Origin of the sequence: Xanthomonas albilineans (assembly GCF_009931595.1) — a bacterium.
GTDB lineage: Bacteria > Pseudomonadota > Gammaproteobacteria > Xanthomonadales > Xanthomonadaceae > Xanthomonas_A > Xanthomonas_A albilineans.
This window is the reverse complement of record NZ_CP046570.1, coordinates 2,469,538-2,495,159: the sequence shown is the minus strand read 5'-3', so window position 1 is coordinate 2,495,159 and position 25,622 is coordinate 2,469,538. Positions and strand designations below refer to the sequence as shown.

23 protein-coding genes are annotated in these 25,622 nt (G+C 64.0%); 7 read left to right on the top strand and 16 right to left on the bottom strand.

The window, feature by feature from the left end; genetic code table 11:
- Positions 1–22: 22 nt before the first annotated feature.
- Entirely contained in the window at positions 23–562 is a 540-nt protein-coding gene (locus tag XaFJ1_RS10460; protein WP_012916641.1) for a DNA-3-methyladenine glycosylase I, read from the bottom strand.
- Positions 563–877: 315 nt separating this feature from the next.
- Here XaFJ1_RS10460 and XaFJ1_RS10455 point away from each other — a divergent pair, with 315 nt between their 5' ends.
- The 7 genes from XaFJ1_RS10455 to XaFJ1_RS10425 all read left to right on the top strand — a co-directional run bounded on the left by XaFJ1_RS10455 (position 878) and on the right by XaFJ1_RS10425 (position 12,380).
- Positions 878–1,444 carry a YqgE/AlgH family protein gene (locus tag XaFJ1_RS10455; protein WP_012916640.1) on the top strand — a complete coding sequence of 189 codons (567 nt, stop codon included), beginning with the start codon at positions 878–880 and terminating at the stop codon, positions 1,442–1,444.
- Positions 1,437–1,934: a Holliday junction resolvase RuvX gene (gene ruvX / locus XaFJ1_RS10450; protein WP_012916639.1), complete on the top strand. Its 498-nt coding sequence runs from the start codon at positions 1,437–1,439 to the stop codon at positions 1,932–1,934. Before XaFJ1_RS10455 ends, ruvX begins: the two co-directional genes overlap by 8 nt.
- Before the next feature lie 18 nt (positions 1,935–1,952).
- Positions 1,953–2,900: an aspartate carbamoyltransferase catalytic subunit gene (locus XaFJ1_RS10445; protein ID WP_012916638.1), complete on the top strand. Its 948-nt coding sequence runs from the start codon at positions 1,953–1,955 to the stop codon at positions 2,898–2,900.
- 112 nt (positions 2,901–3,012) lie between these two features.
- The gene (locus XaFJ1_RS10440) at positions 3,013–5,001 is read left to right on the top strand and encodes a M1 family metallopeptidase (RefSeq protein WP_045757347.1); all 1,989 of its coding nucleotides are present in this window, start codon (positions 3,013–3,015) and stop codon (positions 4,999–5,001) included.
- A gap of 833 nt (positions 5,002–5,834) precedes the next feature.
- Positions 5,835–8,054, top strand: coding sequence for a methyl-accepting chemotaxis protein (locus tag XaFJ1_RS10435; protein ID WP_012916636.1), 2,220 nt, complete (start codon positions 5,835–5,837; stop codon positions 8,052–8,054).
- A 438-nt stretch (positions 8,055–8,492) separates the two neighbouring features.
- Positions 8,493–10,706, top strand: coding sequence for a methyl-accepting chemotaxis protein (locus XaFJ1_RS10430; RefSeq protein WP_161525181.1), 2,214 nt, complete (start codon positions 8,493–8,495; stop codon positions 10,704–10,706).
- A gap of 300 nt (positions 10,707–11,006) precedes the next feature.
- Positions 11,007–12,380 carry an amino acid permease gene (locus tag XaFJ1_RS10425; RefSeq protein ID WP_012916633.1) on the top strand — a complete coding sequence of 458 codons (1,374 nt, stop codon included), beginning with the start codon at positions 11,007–11,009 and terminating at the stop codon, positions 12,378–12,380.
- A 9-nt stretch (positions 12,381–12,389) separates the two neighbouring features.
- Here the strand turns inward: XaFJ1_RS10425 and XaFJ1_RS10420 are convergent, their stop codons facing one another.
- The 15 genes from XaFJ1_RS10420 to XaFJ1_RS10350 all read right to left on the bottom strand — a co-directional run bounded on the left by XaFJ1_RS10420 (position 12,390) and on the right by XaFJ1_RS10350 (position 25,546).
- Complete coding sequence (locus XaFJ1_RS10420) at positions 12,390–13,658, bottom strand: arsenic transporter (protein WP_012916632.1); 1,269 nt, start codon at positions 13,656–13,658, stop codon at positions 12,390–12,392.
- A gap of 249 nt (positions 13,659–13,907) precedes the next feature.
- Positions 13,908–14,726, bottom strand: coding sequence for a carboxylesterase family protein (locus XaFJ1_RS10415; RefSeq protein WP_012916631.1), 819 nt, complete (start codon positions 14,724–14,726; stop codon positions 13,908–13,910).
- A 96-nt stretch (positions 14,727–14,822) separates the two neighbouring features.
- The gene (gene mgtE / locus XaFJ1_RS10410) at positions 14,823–16,181 is read right to left on the bottom strand and encodes a magnesium transporter (RefSeq protein ID WP_012916630.1); all 1,359 of its coding nucleotides are present in this window, start codon (positions 16,179–16,181) and stop codon (positions 14,823–14,825) included.
- Positions 16,182–16,364: 183 nt separating this feature from the next.
- Positions 16,365–18,071 carry a phosphoenolpyruvate--protein phosphotransferase gene (gene ptsP / locus XaFJ1_RS10405; RefSeq protein WP_012916629.1) on the bottom strand — a complete coding sequence of 569 codons (1,707 nt, stop codon included), beginning with the start codon at positions 18,069–18,071 and terminating at the stop codon, positions 16,365–16,367.
- A gap of 58 nt (positions 18,072–18,129) precedes the next feature.
- Positions 18,130–18,399 (bottom strand): HPr family phosphocarrier protein, encoded by a 270-nt coding sequence (locus XaFJ1_RS10400; protein WP_012916628.1) that lies wholly within the window; start codon positions 18,397–18,399, stop codon positions 18,130–18,132.
- Positions 18,392–18,784, bottom strand: a complete 393-nt coding sequence (locus XaFJ1_RS10395) for a PTS sugar transporter subunit IIA (protein WP_012916627.1) — start codon at positions 18,782–18,784, stop codon at positions 18,392–18,394. The genes XaFJ1_RS10400 and XaFJ1_RS10395 overlap by 8 nt, the downstream gene beginning before the upstream one ends.
- 256 nt (positions 18,785–19,040) lie before the next feature.
- Positions 19,041–19,919: an RNase adapter RapZ gene (gene rapZ, locus XaFJ1_RS10390; protein WP_012916626.1), complete on the bottom strand. Its 879-nt coding sequence runs from the start codon at positions 19,917–19,919 to the stop codon at positions 19,041–19,043.
- Entirely contained in the window at positions 19,916–20,866 is a 951-nt protein-coding gene (gene hprK, locus XaFJ1_RS10385) for an HPr(Ser) kinase/phosphatase (protein WP_012916625.1), read from the bottom strand. Before hprK ends, rapZ begins: the two co-directional genes overlap by 4 nt.
- 151 nt (positions 20,867–21,017) lie before the next feature.
- Positions 21,018–21,251, bottom strand: coding sequence for a nucleotidyl transferase family protein (locus XaFJ1_RS10380; RefSeq protein ID WP_049887184.1), 234 nt, complete (start codon positions 21,249–21,251; stop codon positions 21,018–21,020).
- A 28-nt stretch (positions 21,252–21,279) separates the two neighbouring features.
- Positions 21,280–21,597: a ribosome hibernation-promoting factor, HPF/YfiA family gene (gene hpf / locus XaFJ1_RS10375; RefSeq protein ID WP_012916624.1), complete on the bottom strand. Its 318-nt coding sequence runs from the start codon at positions 21,595–21,597 to the stop codon at positions 21,280–21,282.
- 46 nt (positions 21,598–21,643) lie between these two features.
- Positions 21,644–23,101, bottom strand: coding sequence for an RNA polymerase factor sigma-54 (locus XaFJ1_RS10370; RefSeq protein WP_012916623.1), 1,458 nt, complete (start codon positions 23,099–23,101; stop codon positions 21,644–21,646).
- A gap of 40 nt (positions 23,102–23,141) precedes the next feature.
- Positions 23,142–23,861, bottom strand: coding sequence for an LPS export ABC transporter ATP-binding protein (gene lptB / locus XaFJ1_RS10365; protein WP_012916622.1), 720 nt, complete (start codon positions 23,859–23,861; stop codon positions 23,142–23,144).
- Entirely contained in the window at positions 23,861–24,457 is a 597-nt protein-coding gene (gene lptA / locus XaFJ1_RS10360; protein ID WP_012916621.1) for a lipopolysaccharide transport periplasmic protein LptA, read from the bottom strand. The genes lptB and lptA overlap by 1 nt, the downstream gene beginning before the upstream one ends.
- Complete coding sequence (lptC, locus tag XaFJ1_RS10355; protein WP_012916620.1) at positions 24,435–25,001, bottom strand: LPS export ABC transporter periplasmic protein LptC; 567 nt, start codon at positions 24,999–25,001, stop codon at positions 24,435–24,437. The genes lptA and lptC overlap by 23 nt, the downstream gene beginning before the upstream one ends.
- Positions 24,998–25,546, bottom strand: coding sequence for a KdsC family phosphatase (locus tag XaFJ1_RS10350; RefSeq protein ID WP_012916619.1), 549 nt, complete (start codon positions 25,544–25,546; stop codon positions 24,998–25,000). Before XaFJ1_RS10350 ends, lptC begins: the two co-directional genes overlap by 4 nt.
- Between the last annotated feature and the right edge of the window lie 76 nt (positions 25,547–25,622).

The window sequence follows — 25,622 nt, the reverse complement described above, 5'->3', positions numbered from 1 at the left end:
CATCTGCTGCCCGGGGGGGGCGTCAGCCATCGCGCATCCATGGCGGATTCAATCGTGCGATGCGCGCGTATGCGGGACAGTCGGCCCGGTGCGCGCCTGGCAGATAGCCCAGGCTCATCAGGAATTCGCCGGTGATCTCGCCGCCAGTGAAGCGGAACGTGCGCTTGAATAGTGCGACCCACTCGGGTTTGCTGCGCGGATGCTGTGCATCCAGCCAGGCGGCGAAGCTGCCATGAGCGGCGCGTAGGCCCTGGATCACTTGTGCGTTGTGGATCGCCGCTTGCACCTTGAGACGGTTGCGGATGATGCCGGGATCGGCGAGCAGGCGCACTACATCGGCCTCGCCGTAGGCCGCGACCGTATCCACGTCGAACCCGGCGTAGGCGGCGCGAAAGCCTTCGCGCTTTTTTAACATCAATTCCCAGCTCAGCCCGGCTTGATTGATCTCCAGGACAAGCCGTTCGAACAGGACGGTGTCGGCACGCTGCGGAACACCGTATTCGTCGTCGTGATAGGGACCATGCAAGGGATGGCCGGGGGCGATGTCGCAATAGCTGCTCATGCGGGAAGTATCCGTTAATCGTCTTGATCGTCGTGCGCGGGGCGCACCTCGGCGCGATGTACTCCCTGCATTCGCAGAGCGGGCCAGCGTTGCCGGGCCAGTTCCAGCTTGCCGACACGCAGGGCCATGTGGAGTGCAACCGCGTGTTCGCCGCGCTGTGGGAGGAACGATACGTTGGCTACGTCGTGTCAGCCAGCGGCGTCATTGGCATTGGCGTGGATCTGGCAATTGACGGCATAACGGCCGTTGGCATTGCAGCACATTGCGATCAGCCGATTATGGCAGCGCGCATGGCAGGGACGATAGAATGGGCGCATGTCCGCTTTGCCCACGCCCCTTGCCAACCAACTGCTGATCGCGCTGCCGGCGCTGTCCGATCCGAACTTCGCGCGCAGCGTGGCGCTGATCTGTCAGCACGACGAGAACGGCGCGATGGGCGTGGTGGTCAACCGCGCTTCCGAATACACACTGGGCGAAGTGCTGGCCCAGATGGGCATCGCGACCATCGATGCGGCGTTGCGCGAGCAGGTGGTACTCAATGGCGGGCCGGTGCATCCGGAACGCGGCTTCGTGATTCACGATGGCGAGCACCCCTGGGATTCGAGCCTGGCATTTGCCGAGGGCCTGTACCTCACCACCTCGCGCGACGTGCTCGAAGCGATGGCGCGTGGCGAGGGGCCGCGTAATGCGGTGGTCGCGCTGGGCTGCGCGGGCTGGGGGGCCGGCCAACTCGAGTACGAACTGGGCGAGAACAGTTGGCTGACCGCGCCGGCCGATGCCGAATTGCTGTTCGCGCTGCCGTTGGAGCGGCGTTGGCAGAGCGCGGCCGGGCGCATCGGCGTGGATCTGTTCCGCCTTACCGACTACAGCGGGCATGCCTGAGGCTGTCACGCCCGCCTCCGGCACCGATGGGGCCGCGACGCTCCGCCACGATGGGACCGTGCTAGGTTTCGATGTCGGCCATCGCCGTATCGGCGTGGCGGTCGGCAGCCGTTTCGGCAGCGGCGCACGCGCACTGGCGGTGATCGACGTGCATGCGCAAGGGCCGGATTGGCCTGCGTTGGACCGCCTGCATGCCCAATGGCGCCCGCACGGGTTGGTGGTCGGCGACCCGCTCACCCTCGACGGCGCCGATCAACCCAACCGCAAGCGCGCCCATGCCTTTGCCCGCGAACTCGGTGCGCGCTATTGCCTGCCGGTGGTGCTGGTCGACGAACGTTCCAGTTCGGTCGAGGCGGCCCAGCGTTTCGCCGTGGACCGCGCCGCCGGTCGCAAGCGCCGCCGCGACGCCGACGCGCTGGACGCGCTGGCGGCCGCCGTGATCGTCGAGCGTTGGTTGGCCGCGCCCGACGACGCGATTTCCCTTCCCTGATGTTTGCCCGGATTCGCCATGACCCATCCGCAACTCGATTTTCATGGACGCCTGCGTCACTTGCTCACGTTGGAAGGACTGCCGCGTGCGACCCTGTTGCAACTGCTGGACCGCGCCGGTCAGATCCGCGACGCAGCGGTGGGACGGGTCGGCAAGCGCAGCGTGCTGGCCGGGAGCGCAGTGTGTACGCTGTTCTTCGAGCCGTCCACGCGCACCCGTAGTTCGTTTCAACTGGCCGCGCAGCGGCTGGGCGCGGACGTGCTGAACTTCGATGCCTCCACCTCGTCAACGCGCAAGGGCGAGACCGCGCGCGACACGTTGAAAAATCTGGAAGCCATGGGCGTGCGCGGCTTCATCGTGCGCCATCCGGAGGACGGCGCAGTCGCGCGGCTTGCCGAAGCGGCGGGCGAGGGGACTGCGCTGATCAACGCCGGCGATGGCCTCAGTGCGCATCCGACCCAGGGCCTGCTCGACATGCTGACCCTGCGCCATGCCAAGGGCGGCGATTTCTCCAAGCTCAAGTTGATCATCGTCGGCGACGTCAAACACTCGCGAGTGGCGCGCTCTGACTTGCATGCCCTACGCACTCTGGGTGCCGGCGAGGTGCGCGTGTGCGGCCCGCGTGCGCTGCTGCCGGACGACGACACCCTGGATGGCTGCGTGGTCGGCGATGACCTCGACGCCATGATCGAGGGCGTGGACGCGGTGATGATGCTGCGTCTACAGCGCGAACGCATGGAGGAAGGCCTGGTGGCCTCGCTGGAGCAGTATCACACTCAGTACGGCCTCAACGCCGAACGTCTGCGTCGCGCGGCCAAGGACGCTGTTGTGCTGCATCCGGGCCCGATCAACCGCGGCGTGGAGATCACCGACGAGGTCGCCGACGGCGCGCAATCGTGCGTGCTGCGCCAGGTCGCCAACGGTGTGGCGGTGCGTATGGCCGTGTTGGAGACATTGTTGGGCTGAGCGGCGTGGGTTGTGCTGGTCGCGGCCGGTCGCTGCGACCAGCCCTTCCGGCATACCCGTCTCGGGCCGATTCGGCTTAGCATGGATGCTGATCCTGCCCACGGACGCCCCCATGAATCACGCTCTGCGCCGCGCGACTTTCGTCGCGGCTTGTGTTTCCTGCCTTGCCTTCGCCCCAGCCCGTGCCGCGGCGCCAGCGCCGGCACCGACCAGCGCCTACGATCCGCTCGCCCTGTTCGCCCCGCTGCAATTGCCGCAGCCGGCCACGGCCTACCGCAGCGGTGGCGGCGTTCCTGGACCACTGTATTGGCAGAACCGTGCCGACTACGCATTGCAAGCGACGCTGGACCCGGCCACGCATACGCTCCGAGGCCAGGAAACCATCACCTACAGCAATCGCAGCCCGGATACGCTGGATGTGCTCTGGCTGCAGCTTGACCAGAACTTCTATCGTGCCGACGCGCGTACCCGCAGCCTGCATGCCGCGCGCGCCGACCGACCGACCACCGATGGCGACCGTATTGCCAGAGTAGAACTGGAACAGGACGGCAAGCGCGTGCCGGCGACCTTCCTGATCGACGACACCCGTATGCGCGTGGACTTGCCGCAACCGCTCGGTAGCGGTAAGGCGCTCAAACTCCACATCGACTATGCCTATACCGTGCCCGGCATCTGGGGTGGTCGTACCGCAGTCACCTCGACGAGCGACGGGGACATGTACGAGATCGCACAGTGGTATCCGCGCATGGCGGTGTACGACGACCTGCGCGGCTGGGACACGCAACCCTACCTGGGTGCGGAGTTTTACTTGGAATACGGCGATTTCGACTACGCGGTGACGGTGCCGTGGAATTATCTGGTTGCCGGCTCCGGCGAGCTGGTGAATCCCACGCAGGTATTGACTGCCACGCAGCGCCGGCGCTTGGCGCAAGCCGCTGCCAGCGATCGTACCGTGACCATCCGCGGCGTCGACGAAGTCGGCGACCCGGCCAGTCGACCCAGCGCCAGCGGTACCCAGACCTGGCGCTTCCATATGGACCACACCCGCGACGTCGCGTTTGCCGCCTCGCCGGCGTTCGTCTGGGACGCCGCGCGCATCAACCTGCCGCAGGGTCGGCATGCGCTGGCGATGTCGTTGTACCCGCGGCAGGGGATGGGTGCCGACAAGTGGGGCCGATCCACCGAATTCGTGAAGGCGTCGATCGAACATTTTTCGCAGTGGTATCCGTATCCGTGGCCGGTTGCGGTCAATCTCGGCGGTCATGGCGCCGACATGGAATATCCCGGCATCGTCTTCGAGGACATGCACGACGGTGGCAAGCAACTGTTCTGGATCACCGCACATGAACTGGGACATGGCTGGTTCCCGATGATCGTCGGCTCCAACGAGCGTCGCCATGCGTTCATGGACGAAGGTTTCAACACTTTCATCGACGTCTATGCTTCCGACGCGTTCAATCATGGCGAATACGCGCCCAAGCGCGACGGCGAATATGCGCCCAATGGCGGTAACCCGGTGGACGAGATCCTGCCGCTGCTGGCCGATGCGCAGGCACCGACGTTATTCGCCCATGCCGATGCCACCAGCGAGGCTTATCGCCATCCATTGATCTATTTCAAGGCCGCCCTGGGGCTGGTGCTGCTGCGCGAACAAATCCTGGGGCCGGCGCGTTTTGATCCGGCATTTCGCAAGTACATTGCCACCTGGGCCTACAAGCACCCGACGCCGTCGGATTTCTTCCGGCTGATGGAAAGCGAATCCGGCGAGGATCTGGCCTGGTGGTGGCGCGGTTGGTATTTCAACAACTGGCAACTGGATATGGGCGTGCAGGCTGCCACCTATGTCGATCACGATCCGGCCAAGGGCTTGCTGGTGACCTTGCGCAGCCGGCAGAAGCTGGTGATGCCGGCGACCTTGCGCATCGATTTCGCCGACGGCAGCCATCTGGATCAGCGCGTGCCGGTCGAAACCTGGCTGCAACAGACCGAGCCGCAGATTCGCGTGCCGAGCACGCAGAAGGTGCTGCATGTGACGCTCGATCCCGACCACGTGTTGCCTGATGCCGACCGTCGCGACAACCGTGTCGACAGCGTGAGCTGAGTCGATGGGAGGGGCTCCTGTGCTGGGTCGGAGTCTGAGGCAGCATTGCGCCACCGCGCAAGCGCGGTAACTCTGCCCTAAAGACGAATAGTGCGCATTTGGACTGGCTAAAAAACGTCGCGAGTCGCTGTTGGGTGGGCGGAGACGGCACATGCGAGGGGCGCACCGTAAAGGTGATGCATGACGATTCCGAGCACTCCCTGCTCCCGCCATGAGAGCGAGGCAGCAGTTTTGTTGGCGGCTCTTACCCGATGGGCATCGTCGGGTACGGCATCGATGTGCTTGTCATCTGAGTTCTGCGCGTTTTTTCGTCGGTGTCGCCGGCATTACGGACGCGGCACAAAGTGCGCGAAGGTGTGTCCTGAGTTGTCGTTGCCCGTCTTCTGAGCATGGTATGTATCTTCTTGTTTCCTCCTGGGAGGCGAACGTTGGGATGGGGACAGTTTTTCCGTAGTCACGATGGCGTGCGCGATTACTGGGTCTGGCCCGTGTTGCTTGCCGATCACCTGGCATCGACTCCAAGTCGATGCCATAGGTATTCACTATGGAAATTTAATTTTCTGATTTAATTGTGAATTCAATCACAAGTCTTTACATGCATCCTCATTTGTGTGAGTGGTGGCAAAACATATGCTCGATTGCGCATAAAGAAGCGACTGGATGTGCCGTTACAGCCAACGATGACAAGCGCAGCATGCCGCCGATGCGGTGGGCATGAGGCGTGTTCGTGTTTTCGCTCTCCACCCTGCCTGGCCGGTAAGTCAGGCAATGTGCTGCGCGATCTTCGAGCGTTGTCAGGACTCCTGCCATTCTTTTTAGTTGGTAACATCCTCATGATCCGGTTCCTGCAACGTTATAACGTCGGTACGCGGCTTTCTTCGGCTTTCGGTGTTCTCATCCTGCTGTCCTGCGCACTCGTCGTGGCAGGCTTGATGACGTTGAGTCAAGCACGTGGAATGATGGATACCATCGTCAATCGCAGAATGCAGATTCTCGATTACATGAGCGAAATGCGTAATGCCAGTGCGCTGATCGCGATCAATCTGCGCAACATCGTGCTGCCCACTACCGATGAAGAGAATCGCCAATTCGCCGATGTCATCGAACAGCAGCGCCGTTACTACACTGAAATCCACGACAAGCTCTACGCGATTCCGGTGACCGAACAGGTCGCGGCGGATATGCGCAAACGGATCGACGACACCTACGCAAGCACCCGTGAGGTCAATCAGCAGGTGATGGACCTGGGTCTGGCCAATAAAAGCGCCGAGGCGCTTAAAGTGCTGATGACGCGTGCGGATCCAGCGACCAAGCAGTGGCAGGAAGCGATCAATGTGTATGCGAATCGGCAACGTCAACGTGGTGCCGCCGCTTACGCGGCCGCGAAAGTGTCGATGGACCTTGGGCGCAACCTGCTCATTGCCGGTGGTGCTCTCGTGGTACTGATCAGCAGTCTGCTGGCCTGGTTGATCACGCGGAGCCTGACTGTGCCGTTGAATCGCGCGACCCGCGCCGCTGAGGCGATTGCATCGGGCAAGCTGGATAACGACGTGCGGACCGATGCCAAGGACGAAACCGGCCGGCTGTTGATCGCGATGGATGGCATGCAGCAGCAATTACGCAGCCTGATCGGTGCGCAGTTGGAAATGGCCAAGCGCCACGATGCTGGCGAGGTCAGTCACCGTATCGATGCGCAGACGTTCCCCGGCGATTACGGGCGGATGGCGGCCGAGACCAATGCGCTGGTGTCCTCGCATCTGGCGGTCAAGACCAAGCTGGCGCAGATCATGGGGCGCTATGCGATCGGCGATCTGAGTCAGGACATGGATCGCCTGCCGGGCGAGGAAGCGGTGTTGAGCAAGACCATGGACGAAGTGAAGACAAACCTGTCGGCGATGAACGGGCAGATCAAGCAACTGGCTTACTCGGCGGCGCATGGCGACTTCGCCGCGCGCGGGGATGCCGAGCGCTTCCAGTACGACTTCCGGGTGATGGTGGAGAGCCTCAATCAACTGATGTCCACCGCAGATGGCAATCTGCAGTCGTTGTCGGCGTTGCTGCAGGCGATTGCGGCGGGGGATCTGACCGCGCGCATGCGTGGCGATTTCCATGGTGTGTTCGCGCAGATGCGCGACGATGCCAATGCCACGGCCGAGCAACTGGCCAGTATCGTCGGGCGCATCAAGCAGTCGGCCGGTTCGATCAACGCCGCCGCCAGCGAAATCGCCACAGGCAACGATGACTTGTCGCAGCGCACCGAGCAGCAGGCGGCGAGCCTGGAGGAAACGGCCGCTTCGATGGAAGAGTTGACCTCCACGGTGAAACAGAACGCGGAGAATGCACGCCAAGCCAACCAGCTCGCTATCAGCGCCGCGTCGGTGGCCTCGCAGGGCGGTGCGGTGGTCGATCAGGTGGTGCAGACCATGAGCGGCATCGATACGGCCTCGAAGAAGATTGCCGACATCATCAGCGTGATCGATGGCATCGCGTTCCAGACTAATATTCTGGCGCTCAACGCGGCGGTGGAAGCGGCACGCGCGGGCGAGCAGGGGCGTGGGTTTGCGGTGGTGGCGACCGAAGTGCGGACGTTGGCGCAGCGCTCGGCGAATGCGGCCAAGGAGATCAAGGGGTTGATCGACGACTCGGTCACGCGTGTGGCGGAAGGGTCGTTGCTGGTGGATCAGGCAGGCAAGACGATGCAGGAGATCGTGTCCTCGGTGCAGCGGGTGACCGACATCATGGGCGAGATTTCGGCGGCCTCGCAGGAGCAGTCGGCGGGCATCGAGCAGGTGAACCAGACGGTGACGCAGATGGACGAGAGCACGCAGCAGAATGCGGCGTTGGTGGAAGAAGCCACGGCTGCGGCGCGTTCGATGGAGCAGCAGGCGGTGGAGTTGAGTCAGGCGGTGGCGTTGTTCAAGCTCGATGCCTCTGCGGCGATGCCGCCGCGGCAGGGCAGGGCGTCGGTGGCGTCTGTGGTCAAGCCGGTGGCGGTAGCCCTGCGGCGCGAGCGACCGGCGGCGGCAGTGGAGAAGGATTGGCAGGAGTTCTAAGCATGCCTTGGCATGCAGGGATGGCGCCGCACGCGGTGCCATCCCGCACGTTGTAACGGATGCCGCATGCGCTGTGCCTGCGGCCTTGCGTGTCGTGCCGATGCCAACGCGATACCTGGATGTTTCCGGAGCAGGCATACACCCGGATTTCACGAAAATCGACCGATTCGGTTCGGCGCCTTCGCTGATATAAATTTTTTATATTTGTGAATGAAGTAAAAATGACCATGCTGTGGCCTATTAAGTCTGCCTGAGAAGCGCCGATATCTCGGTCAAGCATCGTGAGTTGGCTTGCCTATAGTTGGTAGATATAAAAATTTTTGGCCCATTATTTTTGCATTTACGTATAGATGCGGGTCCAGTTCACTCAGGCGCTGGAATTTCACGCGATTCCTGGGCGATGAATTGCGTACTTCCCCTTATCAGTGAGAGTCCTTCATGGTCGCCTTCCTTCAACGCTATAACGTCGGTACACGTCTCTCCACGGCGTTCGGCATCCTGATTCTACTTTCCTGCACGCTTGTCGTCGCCGGACTTATCACCCTCATTCAGGCGCGTGGGCGGTTGGATAGTATTGTCAATCGCAACATTGCGGCAATACGTGCATCCAGCGAGATGCTCGACTCGAGTTCGGCCGTCGCCATCAATATCCGCAATATCGTGTTGCCGACCTCTCAGGAGGACAATATCCGTTTCTCCAAAGTGATCGTCCAGCAGCGCGCGCGCTATCTCGCAGCGCGCAAGCGGTTGAGTGAAATTCCCAGTGACGCGCAAAGCCGTGCCAAGTTGGAGGAGATCGACCGCACGCGGGCGATGTCAGTCGAGGTCAATAACCGCGTCATCGATCTGGGTATGAACTACAAACCGGAGGCGGCGCTGGATTTGATGATGGCCAAGTCCGTTCCGGTGGTGCAGAAGTGGCAGGATGCCATTGCCGCCTATGCGGATTTGCAGGCCAAACTTAGCAGCGATGCCTATGCCTCGGCGAGCGAGTCGATGGACCGTGGTCGCAATTTACTCATTGCCGGTGGTGCTCTCGTGGTGCTGGTCAGCAGTCTGCTGGCCTGGTTGATCACGCGCAGTCTGACCATGCCGTTGAATCGCGCGACCCGTGCCGCCGAGGCGATTGCATCGGGCAAGCTGGATAACGACGTGCGGACCGAGGCCAAGGACGAAACTGGCCGGCTGTTGATCGCGATGGATGGCATGCAGCAGCAATTGCGCAGCCTGATCGGTGCGCAGTTGGAAATGGCCAAGCGCCACGATGCCGGCGAGGTCAGTCACCGTATCGATGCGCAGACGTTCCCCGGCGATTACGGGCGGATGGCGGCCGAGACCAATGCGCTGGTGTCCTCGCATCTGGCGGTCAAGACCAAGCTGGCGCAGATCATGGGGCGCTATGCGATCGGCGATCTGAGTCAGGACATGGATCGCCTGCCGGGCGAGGAAGCGGTGTTGAGCAAGACCATGGACGAAGTGAAGACAAACCTGTCGGCGATGAACGGGCAGATCAAGCAACTGGCTTACTCGGCGGCGCATGGCGACTTCGCTGCGCGCGGGGATGCCGAGCGCTTCCAGTACGACTTCCGGGTGATGGTGGAGAGCCTCAATCAACTGATGTCCACCGCAGATGGCAATCTGCAGTCGTTGTCGGCGTTGCTGCAGGCGATTGCGGCGGGGGATCTGACCGCGCGTATGCGTGGCGATTTCCATGGTGTGTTCGCGCAGATGCGCGACGATGCCAATGCCACGGCCGAGCAACTGGCCAGTATCGTCGGGCGCATCAAGCAGTCGGCCGGTTCGATCAACGCCGCCGCCAGCGAAATCGCCACAGGCAACGATGACTTGTCGCAGCGCACCGAGCAGCAGGCGGCGAGCCTGGAGGAAACGGCCGCTTCGATGGAAGAGCTGACCTCCACGGTGAAACAGAACGCGGAGAATGCACGCCAAGCCAACCAACTCGCTGTCGGTGCCGCGTCGGTGGCCTCGCAGGGCGGTGCGGTGGTCAGTCAGGTGGTGCAGACCATGAGCGGCATCGATACGGCCTCGAAGAAGATCGCCGACATCATCAGCGTGATCGATGGCATCGCGTTCCAGACCAATATTCTGGCGCTCAACGCGGCGGTGGAAGCGGCACGCGCGGGCGAACAGGGGCGTGGGTTTGCGGTGGTGGCGACCGAAGTGCGGACGTTGGCGCAGCGCTCGGCGAATGCGGCCAAGGAGATCAAGGGGTTGATCGACGACTCGGTCACGCGTGTGGCGGAAGGGTCGTTGCTGGTGGATCAGGCAGGCAAGACGATGCAGGAGATCGTGTCCTCGGTGCAGCGGGTGACCGACATCATGGGCGAGATTTCGGCGGCCTCGCAGGAGCAGTCGGCGGGCATCGAGCAGGTGAACCAGACGGTGACGCAGATGGACGAGAGCACGCAGCAGAATGCGGCGTTGGTGGAAGAAGCCACGGCTGCGGCGCGTTCGATGGAGCAGCAGGCGGTGGAGTTGAGTCAGGCGGTGGCGTTGTTCAAGCTCGATGCCTCTGCGGCGATGCCGCCGCGGCAGGGTAGGGTGTCGGTGGTCAAGCCGGTGGCGGTAGCCCTGCGGCGCGAGCGACCGGTCGCGGCGGCGGTGCTGGAGAAGAATTGGCAGGAGTTCTAAGCATGCCTTGGCATGCAGGGATGGCGCCGCACGCGGTGCCATCCCGCACGTTGTAACGCACACCGCATGCGCTGTGCTTGCGGCGTGGCGGCGGTAGCCACTGCCCGTGCCGTGCGTGGCTGGCGGCGGCTGCAATCCGCATGACAGCGCGGTTTGCTTTGCGGGCCTTGAGTCGTCGCTGACAACGCAGGGCTCGATTGCCAGTGTCGGCAGTCTGATTCACTTGGCAATCCAGGCCAGATGCGCACGTCGCCGCGACGACGTTGTATCGTGTTGGGTCTTCGCCTGTCGATTGCACCGATGCCGCATCCATCCGCGCCTGTCCGTCCTGCCGCCGCCGTGCCCTTGCGCCATGCGCTGAGGCCGCGGCAATTGATCATGATGGGATTGGGCAGCGCGATCGGCGCCGGTCTGTTCCTCGGCTCCGGCGTCGGCGTGCATGTCGCCGGGCCGGCGGTGTTGATCTCCTATCTGGTCGCCGGTGCGCTGGTGATCATCGTGATGAATGCGCTCGGCGAAATGGCCGCAGCCAAGCCGGCCAGCGGTGCGTTTTCGGTGTATGCCGCCGACGCGATGGGCCCGACCATCGGTGCGACCTTGGGTTGGTTGTGGTGGCTGCAGTTGGTGATCGTGATCGCCGCCGAGGCGGTGGGCGCGTCTGGGTTGCTCGCGACGGTCTGGCCGGTGTCGGTCCCACTGGTCGCACTCGGGTTCATGGTCGTGCTCACTGCGATCAATTTGCTGGGTGTGCGCAGCTTCGGCGAGTGCGAGTTCTGGTTTGCCATTCTCAAGGTGGCGGCGATCCTTGGCTTCATTCTGGTTGGCGTGATGTTGCTCGCCGGTTGCTTGCCGGGAGTGGTCGCGCCGGGTTTGTCCAATCTCATCGGCAACGGCGGGTTCGCGCCCAGAGGCATCGCCGGCATCGCTGCGGCGCTGCTGGTCGTGGTATTCGCCTTCGGCGGCACCGAGATCGTGGCGGTGGCGGCGGCCGAAACCGCCGACCCGGAGCGCAGTATCGCGCGTGCGATCCGGACCGTGGCCTGGCGGATCCTGGTGTTTTACATCGGTTCGCTGAGCGTCATCGTCGCGGTGGTGCCTTGGCAGAGCGGGGCGCTGGCATCGCCATTTGCCGCGGTGCTGCAGGCGGCCAGGATTCCCGGCGCGGCGACTGGCATGACCTTGATCGCCGTGATCGCGCTGTTGTCGGCGCTCAATGCCAATCTGTACGGGGCCTCGCGGATGATCTTCTCGTTGGCGCAACGCGGGGAGGCACCGCGTCTGCTGGCGCTCGCCAGCCGTCAGCAGGTGCCGTGGCTGGCGGTGCTGGTCAGTGTGTCGTTCGGGTTCGTCGCTGCGATGCTGGAGCTGCTGTATCCCAACCGCGTATTGCCGGTGCTGCTCAATATCGTCGGCGCGACCTGCCTGCTGGTGTGGACGATTTCGCTGGTATCGCAGTTGATCCTGCGCGCGCGTGCCGATCGCATCGGCACGCGGCTGCCATTTCGCATGCGTGGCTATCCGCTGCTCACCGTATTGGCGTTGGCGATTCTGGCGCTGATTTTCGTTCTGTTGGTGGTGTCGCCGGATACGCGCGGACAGTTTCTGTCGATGGCGGCGCTGACCGCGGCAATCGCCTTGGTCAGTGGTGTGGCGCGACGGTGGCGTGCCCGCTAGGGCCGCGGCTCAGCTTAGGAGCAAGCGCGCACCCAACGCGCACAGCAGTGCTGGGGGCATCACCAGTACGCCGACTTTGAGAAAGCGCCAGAAGCCGACGTCCTCGCCTTCGCGGCGGATCGCGGTCAGCCACAGGATGGTCGCCAACGAGCCGGTGATCGACAGGTTCGGGCCCAGGTCCACGCCGATCAACAGCGCATCCACCACCAGTTGCGGCGGCTGCGCCTGGGCCACGGTGGTGCTGGCGATCAGCCCGGCGGGCAGGTTGTTCATCAGGTTGGAGCCGAATGCCAGTAACGTTCCGGCGATGCCGGCGGTGGCGTGCGGCGCGTGCGCGGCGGCGGCGGTCAGGCGCTGTGCGAGCAGGCCGATCACGCCGGTACGCGACAGCGCTTCGACCAGGACGAACAGGCCCGCGACCAGTGGCAACACCGACCACGACACCGCCCTGGCTATCGGCAGCGGCGATTGCCGCCCGCCCAGGCAGACCACGCCCAACGTGGCCAGGCCGGCCAGGCAGGTGGGCAGCCCCAGGTCCAGGCCCACGGCGGAGACACCCACCAGCAGCGCGGCGGTGGCGAGAATGCCGACCAGTGCGAACGTGCCGCCACGGGGCAATGGCAGGGTGTCCACACGCTCGGCACAGCGTCCGGTCAGATCCTTGCGTTCGGCCCAGCGCAGCATGCAGAAAGTCACCCCGATCGCCAGCACCGACGGCAGCGCGAACGCGGCCATCCAGGCGCGCAGGGTCGGCATCTGGCCGCCGTACAGCACCAGATTGGCGGGGTTGGAGATCGGCAACACGAAGCTGCCCGCGTTGGCGATCAGCGCGCAGGCGAACAGCAGCGGCAGCGGCTTGGCCCCGGACTTGCGGGCGGCGGCGTACACCGCTGGGGTCAGCACCACCGCAGTGGCATCGTTGGACAGAAATGCCGTGACCACGATGCCGACGCCGAACACTAGCGCGAACAGCCGCCGGGTCGAGCCGCCAGCCAGGTTCACCGCGTGCATCGCAACCCAGTCGAACAGGCCCTCGGTGCGTGCGGTTTCCGATAGCAGCATCATGCCGATCAGGAACAGATACACGTCCAGTCCCTTAAGCACCGCCTGCCACGCTTCACCGCCCGGCATCAGCCCCAGTGCCATCAGCAGCAGCGCGCCACCGATCGCCCAGCACGCCTCGGGCAATTTGAACGGTCGCGCGATCACCCCGGCGGTGGCCAGTGCGCAGATGCCCCAGGTGGCGAGATGGGCGGTGTGTCCGCCGAGCATGCTCATGCCGTTGCCGCCGGATGCGATATGCGCACGGCGTGGGTCGGCTGCACGCTGGTGCGGGCGAAGCGGGGAAGGACGGGGCGGCGGGCGACAGGCATGAGGGCGGTTGGTGCAGACAGCAATGGGGGGCAAGGATAACAGTGGTGATGTCGGAGCTCGCGCTGTGGAAACGCCGATGCTGCCTGTATCGTAGAGAGGCCGTTTGCGCACGATCACATCGCCGCGTTTGCATCGCTACCGATGCTGTGCGGCTCAGTCGCTCGCTGCGCTCTCACCGCTGGTGTCGGTGCGTTTCTGCGCGAATAGCCATTGCCACAGTTTGGGATCGCGGTAGGTGGCATCCCACGCGTTGTGATTGCCGTGCGGATATTCGGTGTAGCGCACGTCGGCGTTGAGGTTATTGAACGCGCGAAAAATCTTGCGGTCGTCGTGCGGCAGCACCTGATCGTCCTGAGCGCCGTGGAAAATCCACACCGGGATGTGCTGCAAGCGTTCCGCCAGGGCCGTGTAGGGATCGGACAGATAGGCCACAGGTGTTACCACTATGTACTCGCGATCTTCGTGCGGGGACAGAATCGCTCCGCAGATCGGCACCAGCGCGGCGAAACGCTGGGGCTGCTGCAGCGCGATCTCCCAGGTGCCGTAACCGCCCATCGACATGCCGGTCAGGTAGGTGCGTTGCGGGTCGCCGTTGAACTCCGCGATGGCCTGGTCCAATGCCTGCAACGCCATGGTCGCATTGATGCCGTTCCACTCTTCGCCGTCGGGAACTTGCGGTAGCACCACCAACGCAGGGAAGTCGCCCAGATGGTTGCGCAGGTAAGGCCCCAAGCCGGTTTTGACCTGATCGTGGCCATCGTTGCCGCGGTCGCCCGAGCCATGCAGGAACAACACGATCGGCACCAGGCCTTGACGATGTGCCGGCGCCGGTACGAACACCAGGTAGCGGTACACGCGCCCATCGAGGTTGAGCTGGCGGCTGACGAAATGGCCGGTGGCCGGATCGCTGGGCAGGCTGCTGCATCCCACTATCGATAGACACAGCACAAGCAGCAGCGCACGCACGGACATGACGGGATCTCGGGTCGTTAGGCCGCAGTATCGTGGTCCCGGTGTCCCGGCGACAACCCGCGCGCGGGCAGCGGACATGCGCCAGTCAGGCGTAGCTTATAGCAACATCAGCGTGGCCAGACCGAGGAAACTGAGAAATCCCATCACGTCGGTCAGTGTGGTCAAGATCACGCCACCGGCCAGCGCCGGATCGAACCCCAGGCGTTTGAGCGTCAACGGTACCAGGACGCCGCCGAGCGCGGCGGTGAGCAGATTGATGGTCAGTGCCGAGCCGATCACCAGCGACAGCAGAGGTTGTCCGAACCACAGCAGTACGATCAGGCCCAGGCCGATGCCCAGTGCCAGGCCGTTGATCAGTGCCACCGAGAGTTCCTTGCGCAGCAGCACGATCACGTTGGATGAGCCGATCTGGCCCAATGCCAGGCCGCGGACCATCAGTGCCAGCACCTGGGTGCCGGCATTGCCGCCCATGCCTGCCACGATCGGCATCAATGCAGCCAGCGCCACCAGTTTGGCGATGGTGTTCTCGAACTGGCCGACCACGCTGGAGGCGATGAAGGCAGTGCCGAGATTGATGGTCAGCCACAGCAAGCGCCGCCGGAACGCGCGTCGTACTGGGCTGAACAGATCCTCGTCTTCGTCCAGGCCGGCGGCGCTCATCGCCTGGTGGTCGGCCTGGTCGCGGATGATATCGACCACGTCGTCGATGGTGATGCGGCCGAGCAGGATGTTGTTGTCGTCCACGACGGGTGCGGAGATCCAGTCGTGGTCGGAGAACTGTCGTGCGACTTCGTTGGCGCTTTCGCCGACGGCGATGGCCGGTTGCTCGTCATCGATCAGCCGGTTGATCGGGGTGGAGTCCTCGTGGGTGACCAGTGCCGCGAGCGATACCCGTCCCAGGTACTGGTGACGGCGGCTCACCACGAACAAATGGTCGGTGTGGTCGGGCAGTTCGCCACGCAGGCGCAGATAGCGCAGCACCACGTCCAGGTTGACGTCGGCGCGCACCGTGACGACGTCCGGATTCATCAGACGGCCGGCACTGTTCTCGGGATAGGACAGCACCTGCTCCAGCCGCTCGCGGTTCTCGCGATCCATCGACTTGAGTACTTCGTCGATGACGGTGTCCGGCAGATCCTCGACCAGATTAGCCAGGTCGTCGATGTCGAGGTCTTCGACCGCAGCGACGATTTCGTCTGGATCCATCTGTGCGAGCAGATTTTCGCGCACTTCCTCGCCGACGTGCAGCAACACCTCGCCATCGTCTTCTGGATCGACCAGGCCCCACACCACCTCGCGCTTGCCTGGCGGCAGCGATTCCAACAGATTGCCGATCTCCGCCGGCGTTAGCGTATTGACCAGCCTGCGTACCGGGCCCAGACGCCGGCTGTCCAGCGCATCGGACAGCAGGCGCAGTTGCCGCGCGGTCTTCTCGTGGCGGACGGCATCGGCCATGCGCTGCTTCCTCGGGTCGTGGTCGCGTGCCGAAGCAGCGCGGGTTGTCAGGCGTTCATGGCGACATTATCGCCTGCATCGTGCGGTGATGCGCAGCGCAAAGTGGCCGCGGCAGTCATTGGCTCGAGATTTTCGCGCGTGCGCGCCAGTGAGGCAGGCAGGCGGGTCTGTGTCGCGAACGGCTCAGCCCAACCAGCGCTCTATGCCGCGCCGATCGCGGGCCGCCAGCAGTTTCGCTGCACGGGCGCGCAGCGTTTCCAGGTCGCTGTCGCGGATCACCCGACGCACTTCCAGCAACGTCGCCGGATGCAGGCTGAACTCGCGCAGGCCCAGCGCCAGCAGCATCGGGGTCAGGGCCGGGTCGCCGGCAATTTCGCCGCACACGGCCACCGGCTTGCCATGGGCCTGGCCGGTGCTGATGACCTGCGCGATCAGCCGTAGGACTGCCGGGTGCAGCGGTGAGTAAAGCTCGCCCAGTGCCTCGTTGTTGCGGTCGGCGGCGAGCAGGTACTGCACCAGATCGTTGGTGCCGATCGACAGGAAGTCGACGGCATCGATAAAGGTGTCCAGCGCAATTGCCGCCGCTGGTACCTCGATCATCGCGCCGAGTTGGACATGTTCGGCAATCGCGTGGCCGTCGCGGCGCAACTGCGTGGTGATGCGCTTGAGGTGCCGACGCATCGCCATGATTTCCTCGCGCGCGCCGATCATTGGGAGCAGCACCCGCATCGGCCCGTATGCGGAGGCGCGCAGGATCGCGCGCAACTGGGTGTCCGATATCCTGGGTCTGGCTAGCGACAGGCGCACGCCGCGCAGTCCCAACGCCGGGTTTTGTTCGTTGCTCAGGGTCAGGCCGGTGCGGTCGGCCTTGTCCGCCCCCAGGTCCAGGGTGCGGATCGTCACCGGCCGTCCGCTCATGCCCAGCACCGCATCGCGGTAGGTGTGGAACTGCTCTTCTTCGTCCGGCAGCACCTCGCGTTGCAAGAACAGGAACTCGGTGCGGTACAGGCCCAGGCCGTCGACGCCGAGCGCATGCGCGCGGGCGACGTCCTCGCGCGATTCGGCGTTGGCCAGCAGGGTGATGTCCACGCCGTCGCGGGTGCGGCTTGGCTTGGAGCGCAGTTTGCCCAGGCCGCGTTGCAACTTGGCCTGCTCGCGCACGCGCAGGCGGTAGTCGTGCAGGTCCTGCGGAGTCGGATCCAGTAGCAGCACACCCTGGTTGCCGTCGATGATCAGGACGTCGCCGTCGTTGATTTTCTGTAGTGCGTCGGCGACGCCCACCACCAGTGGCAGGTGCAGGCTGCGCGCCAGAATCGCGCTGTGCGACAGGGTGCTGCCGGCGCTGGTGACGATGCCGACCACACCCTGCGTCTGCAACTGCGCCAGTTCCGAAGGGGCCACGTTTTCACAGACCAGGATCTCGCCGGCCAGGCCTTCGTTGTCCGGCTGGCGTTTGTGCAAGAATGCATGGATTCGCCCGATCACATGGTCCAGATCGTCCATGCGGCTTTTCAGATAGGCGTCTTCCATGTTGTCGAACACGGTCGCCAGGCGGTCGCGTTGTAAGCGCAGTGCATAGTCGGCGCTATAGCGGCCGGTGCGGATCAACTCGTCCAGACCGAACAACAGTTCGGGGTCGTCGAGCAGTAGCGCGTGCAGGTCGAGGAACTCGCCGACTTCCTTGGCGAGCGCGCCATGCAGGCGCAGGCGCAGGCCATGCATTTCTGCGCGTGCCGCATCTACGGCACGGTGCAAGCGGAGGAGTTCGTCGGGAATTTGCGCCGCGCTGATACGCTGCTCGGCGACATCCAGCGCGTGCGGCAGGCGCACCCGTGCGCGGCCCAATGCATTGCCGCGCGACGCGCCGTGACCGGCGATACGCACACTCACAGCACGCGCCCGTTGCGGCGGCACCGCGTCGTTCTCTGCGGCCGCCTGCGGCGCATGCTCAGCTATCCTCGTCGAAGCGTCGCGCGAACAGGTCGATCGTGGCCTGGAGCGCCTCGGCTTCATCAACGCCGTCCACCCTGACCGTCACCGTTGTGCCTTTTGCAGCGGCCAGCAGCATCACCCCCATAATGCTCTTTGCGTTCACTTCGCGTCCTTTGGCCGCCAGCGTGGCGTTGCAGCGGAACGACGATAGCGTCTGCACCAGTTTGGCGGTTGCTCGGGCATGTAGGCCCAGGCGGTTGGTCACCATGAGTTCGCGTTCAAGCATCGTCGATTACCACGCCATTGCGCGAGCCGGCGGCTGCGGTCGCCGGTAGTTGGTCCAGGCTCTGTTCTGGATAGTTCATGATCCGCAGCAGCATCGGCAGACTGAGTGCGGAGACGCGTCGCACCGGGGTGCCCAGCCGCGCCAAGCGCATCGCCAGGTTGCTCGGGCTGGCACCGTATACGTCGGTGAGCACCAGGACGCCATCGCCATCGTCGACCCGGCGTAGCGCTGAGGATGCCTTCGGTAACAGTGCGTCGAGGTCGGCATCCAATGGTACTTCGAAGGCTTCGGTCTTCAGCGGTAATTGCTGCAACAGTCCGGTGGCCACGCTCAACAGCGCCGCGCCGATGCCGGGATGAGTGATGAGGAGAATGCCACAGGCCATGGAGGAACGTTAACAGGTCGGGTAGGTCGCAGGGAATGGGCGCGTGGCGCCTGTTTGATGGTGGACTTGGTCTCGCCATTGCCTCAACCGACTGGTCGCGATGCTGTCAAGGCGATGCAGCGCTCGCGGTCAGGTGGATAGGTCGAGGCGCTGCGTTGTGTGATGGAAGGGACGACGTGCGTTGCGGGTGCGCATTCCCACGCTTGTCGGGGGCGGGCACTGGCGATTCACGCGTTCCCGTTCTGCGTTTCAGCGGTCAATCCTGCTCGCGGTGAAAGGTCGCCACTTCCGGCCAGCCCTGCTCGCGGGCGTGTCGGGCCAGGCGTTCTGCCATGTAGACCGAGCGGTGTTTGCCGCCGGTGCAGCCAAAGGCGATGGTGACGTAGCTGCGGGTGTCGTTGCGCAGCCGCGGCAGCCAGGTGTCGAGGAAGTCGATCAGTTGCGTGGTGTAGCGCTGTACTTCCGGCTGGGCGTCCAGGTAGTCGCGCACAGCGCCGTCGCGGCCGCCCAGCGGGCGCAGTTCGGGGTCCCAGTGCGGATTGGGTAGCATGCGCGCGTCGAAGACGAAGTCGGCCTCGACCGGCACGCCACGCTTGTAGGCAAAGGATTCGAACAGCAGCGATAGGGTGTTCTCGGCGGCAAGTGCGAATTCGGTGGTTACCCGCCTGCGCAATTGATGTACGTTGAGCGTGCTGGTGTCGATCACCGCATCGGCTTCGTGGCGCAACGGCATGGTCAGCCCGCGCTCGCGCTCGATCGCTTCCGGTAGCGACAGGCCCTGGTGCGAGAGCGGATGACGCCGGCGTGTGTCGGCATAGCGCTTGATCAGCGCGTCGTCGTTGGCATCGAAAAACAGCAGCCGCGCGTCCAGGCCGAACTGCGCCACCACTTCGCGCCAGCGCGGGAATTGGGTGAGGTCGCTGTGGCGGTTGCGCACGTCGATGCCGACCGCGAGCTTGCTGGGGCCGCCATCCTCGCGCACCAGACTCTTGACGAAAGCCGGTAGCAATTGCACCGGCAGGTTGTCCACGCAGTAGTAGTCCAGGTCCTCGAAGGTTTTCAGCGCAACCGATTTGCCGGAGCCGGACAGGCCGCTGACGATCACCAAGGTGGAGGTGTTCGCCACGGTATTCATGGGCCGCGCCGCTCGAGCATGTTGCTGTGGCGGGCGATGAACATTGCCGCGGGGTCGATGCCCTTGGTCCGTAGGATGTGCAGGCGCGTGGCGGCTTCGGTCAGGACCGCCAGGTTGCGGCCTGGCATCACCGGCAAGGTGATCAGCGGTACGTCCAGGTCCAGGACGTGGCGGGTCCCCGAATCGCCGGTAAGGCGTTCGTAGCCATGGGGCGTGGGTTCGGTCATAGGGCGGGTCAGGTGCACGATCAAGCGAAGATACTTGTTCTTCTTGACAGCCGTGTCGCCGAACATGTCGCGTACATTCAGCACGCCCAGGCCGCGTACTTCCAGCAGATCTTTCAGTAGTTCCGGGCAGGTGCCGTCGAGTACATCGGGGGCGATCTGGGTGAATTCGGGGGCATCGTCGGCGACCAGGCGGTGGCCGCGGCTGAGTAACTCCAGCGCCAGTTCGCTCTTGCCCGAGCCTGCATCGCCGGTGATCAACACGCCGATCGAGTAGATCTCCATGAACACGCCGTGCAGGATGATGCGTGGTGCCAGCGTGCGCGCCAGGTGGTAGGACAGGTGATTGAGTAGCTCGTGGCCACGTTTGGGCGAAACCCACAGGGGGGTGTCGGACTCGTCGGCGGCCGCGCGCAGATCTTCCGGACACGATTGGTTCTTGCTGATGACCAGGGCCAGTGGCCGGACCTGCACGATTTTCTCGATCGTCTCCCAGCGCTGTCGCGCGTCCAACGAATCCAGCCAAGCCAGTTCTTCGGTGCCGAGAATCTGGACCTTGTTGGGATAGATTGTGTTGAGATAGCCAGCCAGGGACGGGCGTCGGGAGACCGTGTTACCCGCCTCCAGGATGCGGTGTTCGCCCTTGTGGCCTGCCAGCCAGCGCAGGCCTAGTCGGTCGCGCTGTTGGTCGAAGAGTTCGCGGGCGTCGATGCTGGTGTTCATGCGGCGCTGGCTTGGGTTACGTCACCCTGCCACGTGTAACGTGCGGTGGTATTGGATGCGTGGTGAAGTGTCTGGTTGACATGATCGACACCGCACAGTTGGACCCGCTGCGATGGTGGCATCAGTTGGTGGGTGTCGTGCGTTTGCGCCGTCATGGTGAAGGCCGGATCGACCTGGGTATGGTGACCATCGCAATTGATCGGTTGCCGCCACTGCGCGAGGCGTCCAGGTGCCGAGCATGGCCGTGTGGGAAGGCGAAGCCATGGGTGCTGGCGGTGCCGCCGTGCTGTGTTCCCTCGCCCAGGCGGGCGGCGGTGTGCAGCAAGGTGGCGTGAAAAGCGACCGACAGCGTTTGGGTGCTGTCGGTCGCAATCAGATCGGTCAAAGGGCATGGCGGCGCAATCTGCGAAGAGTCACGCTAAATTGTCGCGCACCTCGGCCGCATGGTGGTCCTGTTTCTTTTCCTTGTGCTTGATGATCAACCGGTCGAGCTTGTCGGCGAGCAGGTCGATCGCCGCGTACATGGTCTGTGCGCTGGCGTCGGCGTGCAGGGTGCGACCGGGGACGTTGATCGTGGCTTCGACGTGATGGTCTGGCTTGCGTAGCGCCAATTGTGCGCGGACCTCGATGGTTTCTTCGTAGTGCCGCTTCAGCCGTTGCAGCTTGGTCTCCACGTATTCGCGCAGGGCAGGGGTGACTTCAATCTGGTGGCCGTAGGTCTCGATACGCATCGGATACTCCTTGGTTCGGGATTCACCTATGAACCATTGCCCGCCGTTAGCCGATACGCACGCGTTCGTGGGAGGCGGGAATGTTCATGGCCTCACGATACTTCGCCACGGTGCGGCGCGCTACCGGTACGCCGGTATTTTTCAGCAGGTCGGCCAGCTTGGCGTCAGAAAGCGGCTTGCGTGGATTCTCCGTCTCGATCAGGCGCCGGATCATTGCCTGAATGGCGGTGCTCGATGCCTCGCCGCCACTGTCGGTGTCGATGCCGGAGGCGAAGAAGGCGCGTAGCGGGATGGTGCCGCGCGGTGTGCGCACGTATTTGCGGGCAATGGCACGGGAGATGGTGCTTTCGTGCAGACCCAGTTCACCGGCGATCTCGCGCAGGGTCAGGGGGCGCAGGGCCTGTTCGCCGAATTCCAGGAAACCGGCTTGCTGTCGCAGTAAGCAGCGCGTCACCTTGAGCAGGGTCTCGCCACGGGCTTCCACGCTCTTGAGCAGCCAGCGCGCTTCCTGCAACTGCCCGCGCAGATAGCCGGCGTCGCTTTCGCCGCATTGGCGGATCAGCCGTTCGTAGCCGCGATGGATGGTGACCTTGGGTTGGGCGTGTGCGGACAAGGCCGCGTGCCAGACGCCGCGTTGGCGCCAGACGACACAGTCCGGCACGACATAGGTGTCGCTACCGAGTTCGCCGATCTGTTTGCCTGGGCGCGGGTCCAGCGAGCGCAGCAGCGCGACCGCGGTGTCCACGTCCGCCACCGGGCGTTTGAGGGCGTGAGCCAGGCCGGCGATGCCGCTGCGCGGGAGTTTTTCCAGCGATCCGTTGACGATCGTGTGCGCCAGTTCCAGTCCCGGAGTGGACTCGGGTAGCATGCCCAGTTGCAGGGTCAGGCATTCCTCCAGGCTGCGCGCGGCGATGCCGGTCGGGTCGAAGCGCTGGATTTGGTGCAGTACGGTGAGGATTTCGTCCTCGCCGGCGGCGATGTTCGGGCGCAGTGTTTCGGCGATCGCAGTCAGCGGCTCACGCAGGTAGCCGTCGCCATCGAGGGCGTCGATCAACGCGACACCGATACTGCGGTCGCGTGCGGACAGGGGCGACAGGTGCAATTGCCACAGCAGGTGACCGATCAGCGTCTCCGGCTCGGCCACGCGTTCGGCGAGGCTGCTCGTGTCGTCGTCGTCGAACGCACCGCCGCTGCCGCCACTCCAGGCCGGGTCGGTTGTTGTCCAGTCCTCGCCGCTGTCGGCCGGCGACGCTTCGGCATGGTCGTCGGCGACAGGAGTGAGGGTGTCGCCATCGGCAGCGGCGCCGCTCGCCTCCTGACTATCGGTGTGCTCGAACGTGAGGGCGGCGTCCTCGGACCATTCCAACAACGGGTTGCTTTCCACTGCCGCGGCGAGTTCCACCTCCAGCTCGGCGCTGGACATCTGCAACAGCTTGATTGCCTGACGCAATTGCGGCGTCATGACCAGATGCTGTCCAAGTGATGTCTGCAGCCGTGCTTTCATGCGTGTGCTCAGCGCGGAAAGAGCGTAAAAGGAGGCGCGCTCAGAGCCTGAAGGTTTCTCCGAGGTACACGCGGCGCACGTCGCTGTTGGCCAGCAGTGCCTCCGGGGCCCCCTGCGCCAGCACGCCGCCTTCGTTGAGAATATAAGCCCGGTCGCAAATTCCCAGGGTTTCGCGCACGTTGTGATCGGTAATCAGCACGCCGATGCCGCGTTGTTTGAGGTGAGTCACGATGCGCTGAATCTCGCCGACCGAGATCGGATCGACGCCTGCAAAGGGTTCGTCGAGCAGCATCAGTCGCGGCTTGGCCGCCAGCGCGCGGGCGATCTCGCAGCGGCGGCGTTCGCCACCGGACAGGCTGGCACCGAGCTGCTCGGCGACGTGGCCGATCTGTAGTTCGTCCAGCAGCGAGAGCAGTTCGCGTTCCTGTCCGGCTTCGTCGAGATCTTCGCGTAGTTCCAGCACCAGCCGGATGTTGTCGGCGACGCTGAGTTTGCGGAACACCGATGGTTCCTGCGGCAAGTAGCCGACGCCGAGCTTGGCACGTTTGTACATCGGTAGCGCCGTGATGTCGTTGCCGTCGAGCACGATACGCCCGGCATCGGCTTCGACCAGGCCGACGATCATGTAGAAACAGGTGGTTTTGCCGGCACCGTTGGGGCCGAGCAGGCCGACCACTTCGCCTGCGTCCAGGGTCAGGCCGAAATCGCGTACCACTTCACGCTGCTTGTAACGCTTGCGCAGGCCCTCGGCGAGTAGCATCACTGTCCTCCTTGCTTGGCGGGCTTGGTCGCGGGCTTGGCTGGTGTCGTGGCGGGTTTGGTCGCGGCAGGGGGTTTGGCGCCGTTTGCCGGCTGGCTGGCCGCAGCGGCATTCTTCGGCTGGATCACAGTATGCACGCGGGTGCCGTCGCCGCCGCCTTGCATGTCGCCGGTCTTGGTGTTGTAGACCATACGCTGGCCGGCGTTGGTGCCTTTCGCCGATGTCATTTTGTAGTTGCCGGTCAGGATCACAATGTCGTTGGGGACGCTGTAGTCGATGGTGTCGGCCATACCATCGACGATGGAGCCATCGTCCATCTCCTGCTTGAACGTCGCCTGCTTGCCGTTGAGCAGCACGCGATCGATTTGGCCGTTCTTGCGGAAGATGTCGGCGGTGTCGGCGTGCGCTTCCAGCGTGCCCTGGACAATGACCACATGGCCGGAAAAGCGGCACTTGCCGTTGTCGTCGGTCAGATTGCAGTTGTTGGCGTCGGAGTTGACGTCTACTAGCTGATTGCGGTCGGTCGACTTGGCCAGCGCCATGGCGGGAAATAGCAGGGCGAGCAATGCAAGCTTAGCGGGCAGCATTCGGTTCATAACGGGTCTTGACCTGTGAAAGGAGCTTGTACTGCTGGGATTTCAAGTCGACTTCCAGGCCAACGCCGGTTTGCATCATACCGGGCCGGGTCATGGTGACGGGGGCAGTGGTGCGAGCGCTGTTGGTTTGCGGGAAGACGTCCAGACTCTGGGTGCGGAAGGTGGTGGGCGGAATGCTGGGGACCTTGGGGCTGTCGCCGGCGACGTCGCCGCGCAGGCGCAATTCCTTTCCGTCGGCGCTGACCCAGCCGGTCTTGCTGCGCATTTCCCAATGCTGGTCGTTGGCGTCGGGGAGTAGGAACAGCGGGGTGACGATCGACAGGGTTTGGTCGGCTCGGCTGCGTTCCATCTCCGGTGCGCGCAGGGTCATCGCTTCCTTGCCTTGTTTGTTTAGGCTGACGACCTCGAAATCGCGTGCGACGTAGTCCGAGCGCGCTTCGGCAGTCGTGGCTCGCGCTGGCTTGCTGCGCTGGTTCCAGGCCGACCAGCCACTGATGACCGCAGCGACCAGGAGGATGCTGCCGAGGGTGTTGCGCCAGTTCATGCGCCATGCTCCTGCAGCAGGAAGGGTAGGTGGCCTTGTGCGGCCAGTAGCACGTCGCACAGTTCGCGTGCGGCGCCTTCGCCGCCGCGGGCTTGGGTGATCCAGTGCGCGTGTTCGGCGGTCCACGGGTGCGCATTGGCCGGGGCCACCGCCAGGCCGACCGCGCGCAGCGCGGTCACGTCGGGCAAGTCATCGCCCATGAAGCAGACCTGCTCCAGGCGCAGCCCGCGCTCGTCGCACAGGGCCTGCACACCGGCACGCTTGTCCTGGACTCCGATCTGTACCAGCAGGCCAAGTTCCTGGCCGCGCTTCTCCGCGGCCAAGCTGTGGCGGGCGGTGATCAGCGCGACCTCGATCCCGTGCTTGCGCAACTGCACCAGACCCTGGCCGTCCTGCACATGGAAGGCTTTGCTTTCGTTGCCGTCGCGGTCGTAGTACAGGCGACCGTCGGTCAGTGTGCCATCCACATCGAAGCAGGCCAGACGAATGCGTGTGGCGCGGTCGATCAGCTCGGCGGGAAGGTCGGCCAGCGGGGAATAGGACATGGTGGGCGATATCGGGGCAGGGAGGCCGGGTTTCCAGTGGCCAGAACTCAAGGCGCCGGGCGCCGGCAGGAGGTAA